General features: G+C 70.8%; 11 protein-coding genes and 2 pseudogenes. 10 read left to right on the top strand and 3 right to left on the bottom strand.

What is annotated here, in order from left to right; all coding sequences use genetic code 11:
- The first annotated feature begins 69 nt into the window (after positions 1–69).
- From SMD11_RS01055 to SMD11_RS01030, 6 genes are all read left to right on the top strand, one after another.
- The gene (locus tag SMD11_RS01055) at positions 70–612 is read left to right on the top strand and encodes a hypothetical protein (RefSeq protein WP_087924588.1); all 543 of its coding nucleotides are present in this window, start codon (positions 70–72) and stop codon (positions 610–612) included.
- A 20-nt stretch (positions 613–632) separates the two neighbouring features.
- Positions 633–1,829, top strand: a complete 1,197-nt coding sequence (locus SMD11_RS01050) for a sensor histidine kinase (RefSeq protein ID WP_234365833.1) — start codon at positions 633–635, stop codon at positions 1,827–1,829.
- Positions 1,826–2,491, top strand: coding sequence for a response regulator transcription factor (locus tag SMD11_RS01045; RefSeq protein ID WP_087924586.1), 666 nt, complete (start codon positions 1,826–1,828; stop codon positions 2,489–2,491). The genes SMD11_RS01050 and SMD11_RS01045 overlap by 4 nt, the downstream gene beginning before the upstream one ends.
- A 343-nt stretch (positions 2,492–2,834) precedes the next feature.
- A complete protein-coding gene (locus SMD11_RS01040) occupies positions 2,835–3,575 on the top strand; it encodes an alpha/beta hydrolase (protein ID WP_087924585.1) in 741 nt (246 codons plus the stop codon).
- A 368-nt stretch (positions 3,576–3,943) separates the two neighbouring features.
- Positions 3,944–4,723, top strand: coding sequence for a class I SAM-dependent methyltransferase (locus tag SMD11_RS01035; RefSeq protein WP_087924584.1), 780 nt, complete (start codon positions 3,944–3,946; stop codon positions 4,721–4,723).
- A 139-nt stretch (positions 4,724–4,862) separates the two neighbouring features.
- Positions 4,863–5,411 (top strand): DinB family protein, encoded by a 549-nt coding sequence (locus SMD11_RS01030; RefSeq protein ID WP_087924583.1) that lies wholly within the window; start codon positions 4,863–4,865, stop codon positions 5,409–5,411.
- Positions 5,412–5,956: 545 nt separating this feature from the next.
- Here SMD11_RS01030 and SMD11_RS36780 read toward each other — a convergent pair.
- Positions 5,957–6,085 (bottom strand): hypothetical protein, encoded by a 129-nt coding sequence (locus SMD11_RS36780; protein WP_267896791.1) that lies wholly within the window; start codon positions 6,083–6,085, stop codon positions 5,957–5,959.
- 654 nt (positions 6,086–6,739) lie between these two features.
- Here SMD11_RS36780 and SMD11_RS01025 point away from each other — a divergent pair.
- From SMD11_RS01025 to SMD11_RS01015, 4 genes and pseudogenes are all read left to right on the top strand, one after another.
- Positions 6,740–7,519, top strand: a complete 780-nt coding sequence (locus tag SMD11_RS01025) for a hypothetical protein (RefSeq protein WP_199843774.1) — start codon at positions 6,740–6,742, stop codon at positions 7,517–7,519.
- Between the two features lie 275 nt (positions 7,520–7,794).
- Positions 7,795–8,712: pseudogene (locus tag SMD11_RS01020) on the top strand (NAD(P)/FAD-dependent oxidoreductase); the annotation flags it as partial.
- A gap of 133 nt (positions 8,713–8,845) precedes the next feature.
- A pseudogene (locus tag SMD11_RS36775) lies at positions 8,846–9,013 on the top strand (hypothetical protein); the annotation flags it as partial.
- A 3-nt stretch (positions 9,014–9,016) separates the two neighbouring features.
- Positions 9,017–9,427 carry a hypothetical protein gene (locus SMD11_RS01015; RefSeq protein WP_324614797.1) on the top strand — a complete coding sequence of 137 codons (411 nt, stop codon included), beginning with the start codon at positions 9,017–9,019 and terminating at the stop codon, positions 9,425–9,427.
- Between the two features lie 76 nt (positions 9,428–9,503).
- On the opposite strand, the gene SMD11_RS01010 is transcribed toward SMD11_RS01015, so the two are convergent.
- Positions 9,504–11,036 carry a class I adenylate-forming enzyme family protein gene (locus SMD11_RS01010; protein ID WP_087924580.1) on the bottom strand — a complete coding sequence of 511 codons (1,533 nt, stop codon included), beginning with the start codon at positions 11,034–11,036 and terminating at the stop codon, positions 9,504–9,506.
- Positions 11,037–11,130: 94 nt separating this feature from the next.
- Entirely contained in the window at positions 11,131–13,080 is a 1,950-nt protein-coding gene (gene solA, locus SMD11_RS01005; RefSeq protein WP_087924579.1) for an N-methyl-L-tryptophan oxidase, read from the bottom strand.

Genomic DNA, 13,080 nt, shown 5'->3' with positions numbered 1-13,080 from the left:
CTCCATCTCCACCTGTTGTTCCACCCACGGGTCCAGGCGCGGAAGGCGCGGGATCAGCAGGCTTGAGGCATGACAACGACCGACTGGATCACCGACATCGCCCTCGTCCTCGTCGTCTTCCGGCAGCTGCGGGAAGGCCGGCTCGACCTGAAGACCTTCCTCATCCCGCTCGGGATCGTGGCCTTCGTGGCCCATACCTACCTCGACACCGTCCCCACGGCGGGCAACGACCTCGTGCTCATCGGCGCACTGATGGCCGTGGGCGCCGCGCTCGGCGTCGCGGGTGGCGTCTACACCCGCATCCGCGTCGCCGGTGAGCACCTGCTGATCAAGGCGGGCGCGGTCTCCGCGATCCTGTGGGTCGTCGGCATGGGTGCCCGCATGGGCTTCCAGGTGTGGGTGGAGAACGGTGGCGCCGACGACGTCGCCCGGTTCAGCGTCACGCACCACATCACCAGCGACCAGGCGTGGGTCGCGGCCTTCGTCCTGATGGCGCTCACCGAGGTCGTCACGCGACTCGCCACGATCTTCGTCCGCAGTCGGATGGCCGCCCACCAGCGGTCCGCCGCCGTGGCGACGCGTCCCGCGCCCGTCCTCGACCGTACGGCCTGACCGTGGGCTATGGTCGCGCCGTGCCTGAAGCAGCCCAGAGCGTCCCGGATCACGGGCCGACCCCGCACCAGGGGGCCGGCCCCCGGCCGGTTCCCGGTCAGGACCCCTGGGTCCAGCGGGCCCTGACCGTCCTCGTCATCGTCGCGGCGCTCTGGACGGTCCGGCCGCTGGGCCTGAGCGGCCGGGGGCCGGCGGTGGCCGTCCTGCTCCTGGTCAACTCCGTCGCCCTGGCGGCACGGCACCTGCCGGAGGAGTGGATTCCGCCGCGCCTCGCCCTGGTCTGGCTGACCCTGGGTGTCGTGGCGGCGGCGGCCCTGATCGGCGTCAGCAGCACCGGGTCCGGCTATCTCTTCGCGTACTTCCTCGTCGGTCACATCGGGGTCCGCCTCGAACCCCGGCAGTCGCTCACCCTGGCGGCCCTGTGCAGTGTGCTGTGCGGCGGCGTCCTGTACTTCCGCCTCGGCCCCGGCCACAACCTGTTGCCGTGGACGCTGGGCCTGACCACCGGTGCTCCCGTCCTGGTCGGCATCCTCAACCGCAGCCGCCGGCGGGCCTTCGTCGCGGCCATCTCGGCGGCCGAGTCGGCGGAACGGGCGGCGCGGGCCGAGGCCAGGACCGCCGTCCTGACCGAACGGAGCCGGATCGCCCGTGACGTCCACGACGTCCTGGCCCACTCCCTGGCGGGCATCAACATGCAGCTGGAGCTGGCGGACGCGCTGATCGACACCGGCGACCTGGACCGGGTCCGCGAGGCGAACCAGAAGGCGCACAGCATGGTCAAGGAGAGCCTGAAGCAGGCGCAGTGGACCGTGCACGCGCTGCGCGAGGACGCGCTGCCGCTTGTCGAGACCCTCACCGCGATGCTGGACACCTCCGGCCACCGCGACGCGCTCACCGTTGCCGGGACCGTCCGCGAGGTCCCCTCCCGCGTGGCCCAGAACCTGCTGCGGATCGCCCAGGAGTCGCTGACCAACGCGGCCCGGCACGCGCCCGGTGGCAAGGTACGCGTGAAGCTGACGTTCGGCGCCGCGTCGACGACACTGAACATCCGCAACGGTCCGGCGACCCGTACGGTGGGCACGGGCGCCGGCAGCGGGATGGGCCTGATCGGCATGCGCGAGCGGGTCGCCCTGCTGGAAGGGACGATCACCGCGGGCCCGGTCACCGAAGGACCGGACGCGGGCGGGTGGCAGGTGGAGGCAGGGATCCCGGGATGAGTGAAAGCACGCGGGACGTACGGCGGTTGAAGGTGGTCGTGGCCGACGACCAGGCGGCGGTGCGCGAGCCGCTGGCCGCGGTCCTCGGCCTGTCCGAGGGCATCGAGGTCGTCGCCGCGGCGGCCGACGGGACCGAGGTGCTCGCGGCGGTGGCGTCGGGGCCCGTGGACGTGGTCCTGATGGATCTGCGCATGCCCGTGATGGACGGCACCGAGGCGACCCGGCGGCTGACGGAGGAGCACCCGGAGGTGGCGGTGGTCGTGCTGACCACCTTCGCCGACGACGATTCGATCCTGGCCGCGCTGAGCGCCGGGGCGCGGGGTTACCTGACCAAGAACGCGGGGCGCCAGGACATCGTCCGCGCGATCCGCGCCGCCGCCGCGGGACAGTCCGTCCTCGATCGCGAGGTGCAGGACCGGCTCCTCGCCACCGTCCGTACGAAGCCCCCGGCGCCCGTACAGCCGCTGCCCCGGGATCTCACGCCCCGCGAACGCGAGGTGCTCACCCTGATCGGCCAGGGCCTGCCGAACCGGGCGATCGCCGAGAAGCTGTTCATCAGCGAGGCCACGGTCAAGACGCACATCAACAACCTGTTCGCCAAGGCGAACATCAAGGACCGCGCCGACGCCGTCCGCCGGGCCATCGCGTCGGGCCTCGCCTGAGCCCACCCGCCCGGCGACCCTGGGACGTGCTTCGTCACCGGCAGGACGGCGCCGACGACCAGCCGGAGCGCACCCGGTAGGGGGGGCGCCACTCAGGAAGTCGCGGCGACTCCCCAAGTAGCCCTGCGTAGCGCTTCCGTGGCATCCGGCCGCGAAGGCTCCGCAACAAACTGTTGGCGGACGAGGGCGAGCACTGCTACGTTTTCGGAGGCCGTGCGAGAGATCGAGGAGGTGGTACCCGTGAACGCAGTATCGACATGGGTGCTCCCCTCCGGGGTCACGGTCGGGCGATAGGCAGGTCGTCCGGGAGCGCCGTTCCAGTGCACTCCTGAAAGGCACGACCATGCATTTCACTTCCGAGAAGCGGCTCGACGACGGCGTCCTCGAACGCGAATTCATCCTCGGTGAGATCCCCGGCATCCTGTGGACACCCGCATCGGCATCCGCATCCGCACCGGCGCCGCTGATCCTGCTCGGCCACCCTCCCCTCGGGCTGCGCAGGATGTACCCCCGGCTGGTGGCCCGGGCCCAGCACTCCGCGGCGGAGGGCTTCGCCACGGCCACCATCGAGCTCCCCGGAAGCGGCGACCGGCCCCGTTGGCCCGCCATCGAGCAGGCCGGCGCCGACCTGCGCCGGGCGATGGGGGCCGGCGAGCCGGTCAGCGACGAGATCGTCGACGCCCTCATCCTCCCGCTGGTCGACCAGGCGGTCCCGGAATGGCAAGCAGCCCTGGACTCCCTCCTTCCGCTGCCCGGGATCGGTGGCCCGGTCGGGTACTCGGGGGGAGTGATCTCCATCGGCATCCGGCTGGCGGTGGTCGAGCCTCGCGTCTCGGCCGCTGTTCTGTTCGCCGGGAGCTTCGTGCCTCGCGTCCTGTTCGAGGAGGCCCGGCAGGTCACCATTCCACTGCACGTCCTGTTGCAGTGGGACGACGAAGGGAACGACCGGCGGGCGGCCCTGGACCTGTTCGACTCCTTCGGCTCCAAGGAGAAGTCCCTGCACGCCCATCTCGGCGGGCACACCGGCGTCCCGCAGTTCGCGGGGGACGCCGCGGCCCAGTTCTTCACCCGACATCTGAAGTGAGGCCGGGCTGTCAGGCCGGCAGCGGACGGTAACTGATGTCGGCCGGCATGCCGCTCGTCGAGGACGGGCACCGGCCCTCCGCCGACCACAGCAGCAGCACGTCGTCGAGGATCGTCACGAGTCCGAGGTCGCACGTATCCGCTCGCGGGTTTTCTGTGGCCGCCCGGGTTCCGTGGCGGCGAGTTCCGTGTCGAGTTCGCGTAGGCGGTGCCTGTGACCAGCGAGAGTGCGGATTGTCGAGGCACTCGTTCCCGCACAACCGGAGGTACCTCGCAGGTCAGCGCGAGGCTAGTAGCGTCATCGGGTGGCCGCCGCCGAAGTGTTGATGCGGGGTAGCCCACCGCCAGCAGCACCGATACGGTGACCGCGTGGACCAGGATGAACGGCTGCTTCACGCCTCGTCGTTCGGCGCAGCGGCGGTCGCATACGCCGAGCACCGTCCGGACTACGCGCGGGCCGCGGTGCGCTGGGCGCTCGAACCCGCGCCCGGCCCGCGCGTGCTCGACCTCGGCGCCGGAACCGGCAAGCTGACCGCCACGCTGGTCGCGCTGGGTGCCGAGGTCATCGCGGTCGAACCCGATCCGGCGATGCTGAACGAGCTGCGCCGCTCGCTGCCGGGTGTCCGTGCCCTGTCGGGTAGCGCCGAGGCGGTACCGCTGCCGGACGGGTCCATCGATGCCGTGCTGGCCGGCAATGCGATGCATTGGTTCGACATGGACGTCGCGGGGCCCGAGATCGCCAGGGTCCTCGCACCCAGCGGGATCCTGGCCGGCCTGTGGAACGTTATGGACGACCAGGTCGAGTGGGTTGCCGGGCTCGCGCGGGTCAGCGGGAGCGCGGCCATCGGCCCGCGTGACACGCCCACCAGCTGGCGCGCCGAGACGGCCTGCATGCACCTTCCGAAGACTGGCGTGGCCGCCCGGTTCGGCTCACCGGAGCAGGCCGAGTTCCCGCACGGGCAGCGCCGCACCGCGGACTCTCTCGTCGCCACCATCGCGACGCGCGCGGGGGTGTTGGTCATGCCGGAGCAGGAACAAGAGGCCACGCTGGGCCGGATCCGCGCCTTCCTCGCGAGTGGACCGGAGACCGCCTGCGGCGAGTTCACTCTCCCGATGCTGACCGGCGTGCTGCGCGTCCGGCGGCTGTGAAGCATCACGCCGACGATGAGTGTTCCCCTCATCACCGCAGTGTTGCCCGTCATCGACGTCAAGCGACAACCCCGCAGATCAGTCCCGATGTCAGTGGTGCCTGTCAGACTCGGTCCATTCCCGGCCCGGAAGGCAGACGATGACCGACACAGCGGCCCCCAAGCACTATGCGCCCCGGTGGCACAACGACACCCGCCCGACCCCGCCCGACGTCGGTGGCGAAAGGGAAACCTTGGGCGCGGTCTTGGACTGGCACCGGGCCACCTTCGAGCACAAGTGCGCCGGCCTGTCTCCGGAGCAGTTGTCCGAACGGGCGGTGCCACCGTCCGGCTTGTCCCTGCACGGCATGGTGCGGCATCTGGCCTGCGTCGAGCGCTGGTGGTTCCGCATCCAGTTCGCGGGCGAGAACGTTCCGATGCTCTACTACTCCGACGATGACCCCGACCAGGACTTCGACAGCCTGGACGGTGACGTCGAGGAAGCCTTCGCCGTCTGGCGGACGGAGTGCGAGCACTCCAGGCAGATCACGGCCGCTGCCGCATCGCTGGATAAAACTGGGATCCGCAAGGGGACCGGCGAGCCGATCTCACTGCGAAGGATCATGGTGGACATGATCGCTGAGTACGCACGACACAACGGCCACGCCGATCTCTTGCGCGAATGCATCGACGGCTCCACCGGGATGTGATCCAGCAAGGAAGGCCGTCTACTCGTGAGACTTGACGAGCACTGATTCCACAGAATTATGTGGCTGCCCCGGCTCTCGATCGGACCGGAGTACCAGCGGGAAGGTGCCGGGGAACGATGCCGCAGCGGTGTGCCGCCTCGGTCGGCGGCCCCCAACACGGGGCGCACTCGACCCGAGGAGCAACTACTGGGATCGGCGGCCCGATGCGGGCTCTCGGTCCCGCGGCGCAGGCCCTGGCAGTTGGTGACCGTGCCGCCCGCGTTGTTGGTGGAGTTGAGCCCAGCCGGGCACGTCGCGGCGGGGCCCTTCTGAGGTGCCCTGCCGACGCGCGGCGTGGCCGACCCGCAGCGTCTGCGCCCGCCACCGCGTCCAGGAACTGGCCGGGGAAGCGGCGTGCTGATGAGCCGACCACGACCACCGTTGACCGCCCGCTGGTGCGCAAGTATCGCTATCGTGGACATGGGAAAGCCCGCCGCGGGGCTGGACCCGCGACGGGCGCCGAAGGAGCTGGCCGTACGGGGCCTATTGGGAGTAGGCCCCGAGGGTCAGTTCTTGCCGGCCCAGATCAGCCCGGTGACGGCGGCCAGCAGCTCCGCCCAGGGTGCTGCTGCCGCCGCTCCGCGCTTGATCCGACCCCAGTCGAACGGCGGTTTCGGCCTCCTGTGTCGCACCATACGTGCGCCTCTCCTCGGGATTCGGAGACTCGCCGTTTGCGAGGCCCCACGAGGGGCCCTCGGACACGGCAGAGACACCGGCCCCGCCCGAGACCCCCGGATGGGGCCCCGACCGCGGCGAGCTGACCCGAGTCAGGGCTGATGCGTCACGCGGCAAACCCTACCGCTCCTGGCCTCGCAAAGGGGCTAATCTCAGCTGGAGTTGGCGCGCCTTCGTCCTGGACTCCCCGAGCGATCAAGCGTTCCGATTGGCGGCCGCGCACCGTGCGGTGTCCGGCCCGCTTCGGTCACCTGAACTCACCCGCACCCCAGGGGGTGCGGACGGGCGGTGAGACGTCCGGCGTCGGCCTGATCCGCTTCGCACGGACCGTGCAAATTCTTGTGCCAGGATCCGTGCCCCGAACCGGTCACCGAGTGCCGCCGCGTCGGCCGGACCGGTGAAGGCAGGGAGGTGGATTCGAGTTGTCCATGCAAATAGGGGAATTCTATTTCTGCTGTAGAAAATTCCGATCGCTTGTACTGATTGGTGAATCGGGTCACCTCGCCATGCCTTTGCCGAATTTTGGTGTTCCCTTCGCGGGTCCGCACGGCACTGTGGTCGTGCGGAATAAGGAACGGAATGTTCCGGACGACTGAAAGGCCAGAGGTATCGATATGGCGAACTTCCGGATGGGAAAGAGGGGCCGCGTTCTGCTCGTGGCCGCGGCCGCGGCCACGGCGGTGGGCGCCGCCGCCCTCCCCGCCACAGCCGCTGACGGACCCACTGTGGCCGACGTCATGGCTTCGTGCGCCAGCGGCTCCGATGTCAGCAGCTGCGAGTTCCTCAACCCAGAGATCCAAAAGGCATACCTGGGAAATTTCCACCAGGTGTCGGACACGCTCTACAACTGCAGCACCTCGGACGCCACCCAGGGCCTGAACTGGTCCGACAAGGTGGGGACGACCGACTCGGCGGAGGTCTCCATCACGGCCGGCGGGAAGCTCGCCGGAATTGTCGACCTCAGCGTCACCGCGAAGTACGGACATTCGTGGAGCACCGAGCATTCGGACGGCGGCAGCATGGGTATGACCGTCAAGCCCGGTGAGGTCGGCTGGATTTCCCGGGCCCAGGCTATGCAGGAAGTCAAGGGGCGGTGGAATCTCTGGTACAAGCACACGCACTGGGGCCACTACAACTGGTACTGGAACGACACCGTCACCAGCCCGGCACCCAATGACACGGACGGCGTCAAGAACGCCGTGGTCGTCAAGACCCGGCCGATGACCGATGCCGAAAAGGCGACGTGCGGTGCACAGAACGGCAAGGCATTCGTCTCCAAGACCAAGGTGGAGGTCCCGAAGGACGACAAGACGCACCACGATGCTCCGGGCAAGCCCACCCCGGGCACGAACGACACCCCGCCCGCGCAGGAGGTGAACGACAAGAAGCAGTGAGCTCTTTGAGCGTGGCCGCTGATCGGGTGAGGGTGGTGGTGTCCGCAGCGCACGAGGCTCCCGTGCCGTTGAGGAGAGGCGAGCTCGACGTCTCATCCCGCCGGTACAGGAGTCTCGTTGGTGGCTCCCGAGGACGTAGCCGGTCTTTCACCCCGCCTGGGCCAGAGGCCGCTGCGCGTCCTGCACCTCCGTCGCGAGGGCGCCGTGGACGGGCGGGCGCTGGTCGCCGCTCTCGAACGGGCAGCACGTGAGCGGAGCGTGAAGCTGGTGCCCGCCACCGTGCGTTCGCTGCTGCGGGCATCAGGCGGCGCGGTGTCAGGGGGGCCCTGGAGGACGGCCGGGAAGTGTCGGCCGACGCGGTGGTGCTGGCTGCGGGCGTGGCCAGCGGTGCTCTCGCGCGCCAGGTGCTGCCCCCGGGCGCCGTTCCGCCCATGCTGCACGGCACCGGCCTCGCGGTGACGGTGAAGCGGGCGAACACCGGGCCCCGGGGCCGCCACGTGATCCGCACACCCAACCGGGCCGGCACCTGCGGCCTGCACGTGGTGCCCCTGGCAGCGGAGGACGAGCAGTACATCGGCGCGACCAACGTCATCAGCTTCGATCCCGCACCCGGCGTCCACCTCGGTCTGGCGCAGACCATGATGCGACAGGCGTCCGAACAGGTCGACCAGGCTCTCGCCGTCGCCTACGTGCGCAGGTGGATGATCGGCACCCGCCCGATTCCCCTGGACTGCTACCCCCTCATCGGGCCGTGCTCCGTCCCCGGCCTCCTCTTCGCCACCGGTACCTACCGCGACGGCTTCCACAGCAGCCCGGCTATCGCCCGTCACCTCGCCGCGGTGCTCCTGCGGGGCACCGCGGCGGAGAGGGACAGCCCGTTCGCCCACTTCGCCCCCGAACGCATGCCCATCGAGACGATGTCCGTCCCCGAGGCCGTCGACGACACCGCGCGGCATGCCGCGGACACCATGCACGACCAAGGGACGCGTATGCCGTGGTGGCTCGACAGCACCCCCCTCGAAGAATGGGCACGCGAACGGATCCGCACCTTCTACGAAAGCCTGGAGGACCCGGTCGCCTTGCCGCCGGAGATGGTCGACCCCCAGTTCCTCGACCCGGCGGCGATCGAGACCCGGTCGGTCGATCTGCTGCGCCAATACCTTCGCGCGGCGCGCACCCACCACGGCACATGACGTCAGCCCACCGCCGGCCGTAGCCCGCCGACGGGGGAGGGAGACATGACAACGCCCAGCCCGTGGCTGACCCGGTCCGCACCGACCGGCTGCGCCCCACGCCCTTCACGGCGTTTGACTCACCGACCGGTTACGGCGCCACGGCCTCACGGTGGAGCACCTCAACCTCGGCGGCGGCCTCCCCGGCACCTACCGCACCGACGTGTCACCGGTGGAGGCGTACGCCCACGTCATCCTCACCGCGGTCGACCACCACTTCCCCCACCCCCACCAGCCGCGGCTCGTTCTCGAACCGGGAAGGGCCGTGGTGGCCGACGCGGGCATCACCGTCACCTCGGTGAAAGCCGTCGTCGACCGCTCTTGTGGCACCTATGTCGTCCTCGACACCGGGCTGTACAACGCCGGCCTCCTGGACAACCTCGGCGGCATCGAATACCGCGTCACCTTTCCCGGCCACCCGGAAGGCGCCGCCACACGGCCCGTCACGCTGTGCGGCCCTACCTGTGACTCGCTGGACACCTTCACCGCCGACAACGTCTACCACGCACCGTTGGCCCTGGCCCCCGGCGACCGGGGCGTGATCTGGTCGACGGGCGCCTATCGCTCGACCAGCACCTTGGTGAGCTTCAACGGCTACCCGCCGGTGCCGCAGTACACCCACGTGCCTCGGAGTGACGTCGCCGACCGGGTGCCGGAAAAGCCCCAGGAACTCTGAGGGCCTGGCGGCCCGGCGAGCCGGGGTTCGAGGGGGCGGAGCCCGCCCGGACGGGGACAGGATCCGCCGCACACGCCTAACGCCGCCGTATGGCGTCGCGCAGAGCCGAGCGGTCCGGCTGGCCTTTGCGGGTCAGTGGCAGTTCTGGCAGGAAGCGGATATCGCTCGGCGTGTACCGCTCGCCCATGGTGTTCCGGACGTAGTCCGTCAGTTCGTGCGCGCCGGTCGTCGCCCCGTCTGCGCGTACGACGGCCGCGTGGACCGTCTCGTGGAGGCGTGCGTCGGGGACGCCGAAGACGGAGGCCTGGCGCACGCCGGGGTGCGAGGCGAGGACGGCTTCGACGTCGTGGGCGTAGACGCACAGCCCACTGGCCACGATGATCTTGTTGCTCTCGCGGCCGGTGAGGCGGAGGTACCCGGCGGAGTCGACGCGGCCACGGTCGCCCGTGCGGAACCAGCCTCCCCTGAAGGACGACGCCGTCAGCACCGGATTGCCTCGGTACTCCGTCATCGCCGCGGGGGAGCGGACCCAGATGTCACCTTCATCGGTAGAGCCGGCCGCACCCGCCTCCTCGTCCCCGATACGGACGGTGACCCCGGGGAGCGGCTTGCCCACCGAGCCCCACAGGCCAGGAGTGTGCTCATCCGTGCCCAGGGTGGTGACGTAGGCCGTCTCGCTGGAGGCGTAGACCTGGACGAGCCGCGGACCGAAAGCGTCCAGCGCCTCCCCGACGATGGCGCGGTCGGCCGGCGCGCTACCGTACTCCACCTGGCGCAGGTGCGGATACCGAGCCGCTCCGGCGGGATCACCGCCGATTTCCGCTGTGAGCTCTTCCAGCAGCCGGGGCATGCAGTACAGATGCGTGACGCGTTCACGATCGAGCGCCTCGATCACCCGCGAGGGGCCGACGTCGCCCAGCAGTACGGCCGAACCTCCCGCGGCCAGCGTCCAGATCACGTGCTCGACCTCGGGGGAGAGCATGTCCCTGGCGTGGTGGAGGAAGCGGCGGGTGGGTCCGTCGGGGATGTCGCGGCGCAGCCACCGGTCCATGTGCTGTTGCGCCGTGAGGCCCGCGAAGGTGTGGACCGGTGTCTTGGGCAGGCCGGTGGAGCCGCTGGTGCACATGATCAGCGCGGGGTCGGTCTCCCGGCCGCCGGGCGGGACGGCTCGGGCCGGTGCGCGGGCCGCCGCGGCGAGCAGGTCCTGGCCGTGGTCGGCCGGCCCGAGGGACAGCACGTGCCGCGGGTCCAGGGCGTCCCGCACGGCCCTGGCGTTCGCGTCGCAAGTGGGAGCGAAGACGAGGTCCGTCGCCCCGGCCGTCCGGGCGAGGGCCACCAGTGCCGGTACGGGAACCCTGGTGGAAAGGGGGACGTAGCAGCCGCCGAGCAGCTGTACCGCCAGGCGCAGGGCCACCGCTTCGGGGGAGATGAGGTGCAAGGTGGCCACGGTCCTGCCCGGGCCGATACCCGCTCGGGCGAGCACGTGGGCGAAGCGGTGGATCATGTCGAGCACTTCGCCATGGGTGAGACGGCGATTTTCGTGAACCAGGGCTTCGCCGCGCGGGTCGCGCCCCAGTCCCGAGAGGATCCGGTGAAGAAGTTGACTCATACCTGTGTCGTCCTGATCTGTGGAACCCCCGGAGCCGGCCGGTACTCCTGGTCGGCAGGGGAGGGCGGGGGGGGGAGAGACGAGGGCCGGGGTGTCACGGCGGTGACTGCCGTAGGCCCATGGCGAAGGCCGCCGCGAACGCGTGGCTGTCCGGGTCCCAGCCGAGTTCCCTGATCTCGTCGGTGCGGGGCAGTCCCGCGCAGGCGCAGCCCGCCAGCCCCTGCTCCTCGGTCAGGAGGTAGGCGCTCTGCACGGCGGCACCGGCGTCCCAGAAGACGGCCAGGAGCCCGCCTGCGGGGTAACGGGCCATGATCCGCACCCAGTCGGCCTGCCACAGCAGGACGACCGGAGGGTGGCCGGCGGCCGGGTCGCGCCGCAGGTAGCCGTTGACGCGGTCGTTCACGGACCGCCGCCAGGCGGGGGAGGTGGGGTGGCTGATCAGCTCACTCCCGTCGGCGCAGGCGTAGAGCCCCGCTTCGAGCCCGGTGACGTCGTTCGCCAGCAGGTACGGGGTGAGGCTGCCGGTGCCCCCGCACGTCGGGCTGCTCGGCGCCGGCTCCTTGACCTTACGGAACAGACCGGTGAGTACGCCGGCGAGGGCGGAGAGCGGCAAGGGGCCGGTCATGTCACGGCGGGAACGGCGCCGCCGCAGCACCTCGGTCACCGCCGAACCGGTAGGTGTCGTGGGCAGGGGGATACGCAGCCCGTCGGGTGCCGGGTCGCACCGCTCGGGGATGTCGGCACGCCCGACCTCGGGGCCGCGCTCCAGGTCCCGCCAGACGCGGCGCTCGGCGGCGCTCCAGCCCGCGTGGACGGGCCGGTCGCCGTGGGGCGGACGGGAGACCCGAGCCCGCCGCTCCCCGGCCGGGGGCGGTGTCTGTGCCCCGGCGCGGGGATCTGAGACATAGGTCCGGTCCGGCGCGAAGGGTCGTAGCTGCTCCGCGGTGAACCGGCCGCCGCCGGTCAGCAGGCCGAGGACGACTTCCCCGAGCACGGGCATGAACTTGAAGCCGTGGCCGCCCAGTCCCGTGACGAGGGTGACGGCCTCGTGGCCGGGCGCCCGGCCCAGGACGAAATGATTGTCGGGGGTGCGCGGGTAGGTGCACACCGTGCTCCGCATCCAGCGGCCGGTCTGCCCGGGAAGGTAGCGGCGCAGCTCGGCCGCCGACCGTTCGATCTCGTCCCGCCGCACCCGCCGGTCCACGGCGTCCGGGTCGCAGGGGGCGGAATCGGCCTCCTGGCTGCACTTGACGCCGCCGACCGGCCCGTCGACGGCGGGCATGGCGAAGAAGATGCCGGGGGCCTGCCAGATGTGGACGGGGAAGCGGTCCGGCGCGAAGTGGTGCGCAGTGTCGGGACGCAGCGCGAACCAGTGCTGGACCTGCCGCTGTGCCTGGACGGGCACGGTCACCCCGGGCAGCAGGCGCGTGCTCCACGAACCGGGGCAGAGCACCAGGTGCCCCGTCGAGTAACGGCCCCGAGGGGTCTCCACCGTCAGCCCCGAGCGCCCGGCGGTGAACCGCACCATCGGCTCGTGGAATTGGAGCCGGGCCCCGTCCTCCCGCGCCAGCCTGTGGTGCAGGAGCAGGGCCTCCTCCGCGTGGACGAGACCCGCCATCGGGTCGTAGCAGGCGACCGCCTCGTCCGGCACCCGGGCGCCGGGCACCGACAGCCGCCGGATGCCCTCGGCGTCCAGCATGTGGTGCTCCAGCGCGAAACGGCGCGCGCACTCGGCGGTGCGCACCACCGCCTCACTGTCCTTCCGGCCCGTGATCAGCACACCGGTCCGCCGCCACACGGCACGCCCGGTGGCGTGGGAGAGCTCCTCCCACAGCTCGTGGGCGCGGAGCAGCAGGGGCACGAACACGGCTCCTTCCGCGTAGGCGCGACGCACGATGCGCGTGCCTCCGTGGCTCGATCCGTTGGCGTGCGCGGGGCCGAACCGTTCGAGGCCCAGGACGCGCATCCCGGCCGCCGCCAGATGACGCACGGTGCTGCTGCCCGCCGCGCCCAGGCCGACGACCACGACGTCGTACGTCTCCAC

The sequence above is a fragment of the Streptomyces albireticuli genome (genome assembly GCF_002192455.1).
Lineage (GTDB): Bacteria > Actinomycetota > Actinomycetes > Streptomycetales > Streptomycetaceae > Streptomyces > Streptomyces albireticuli_B.
Note: the sequence above shows the minus strand (reverse complement) of the source record. Positions and strands in the feature narration are given on the sequence as shown.

What these genes read in the sequence shown, in the direction of transcription:
- SMD11_RS01025 (WP_199843774.1), top strand. Translation starts at nt 6,740, where the DNA reads ATGGCGAACTTCCGGATGGGAAAGAGGGGCCGCGTTCTGCTCGTGGCC.
- SMD11_RS01055 (WP_087924588.1), top strand. Translation starts at nt 70, where the DNA reads ATGACAACGACCGACTGGATCACCGACATCGCCCTCGTCCTCGTCGTC.
- SMD11_RS01040 (WP_087924585.1), top strand. Translation starts at nt 2,835, where the DNA reads ATGCATTTCACTTCCGAGAAGCGGCTCGACGACGGCGTCCTCGAACGC.
- SMD11_RS36780 (WP_267896791.1), bottom strand. Translation starts at nt 6,085, where the DNA reads ATGGTGCGACACAGGAGGCCGAAACCGCCGTTCGACTGGGGTCGGATC.
- SMD11_RS01045 (WP_087924586.1), top strand. Translation starts at nt 1,826, where the DNA reads ATGAGTGAAAGCACGCGGGACGTACGGCGGTTGAAGGTGGTCGTGGCC.
- SMD11_RS01010 (WP_087924580.1), bottom strand. Translation starts at nt 11,036, where the DNA reads ATGAGTCAACTTCTTCACCGGATCCTCTCGGGACTGGGGCGCGACCCG.
- SMD11_RS01030 (WP_087924583.1), top strand. Translation starts at nt 4,863, where the DNA reads ATGACCGACACAGCGGCCCCCAAGCACTATGCGCCCCGGTGGCACAAC.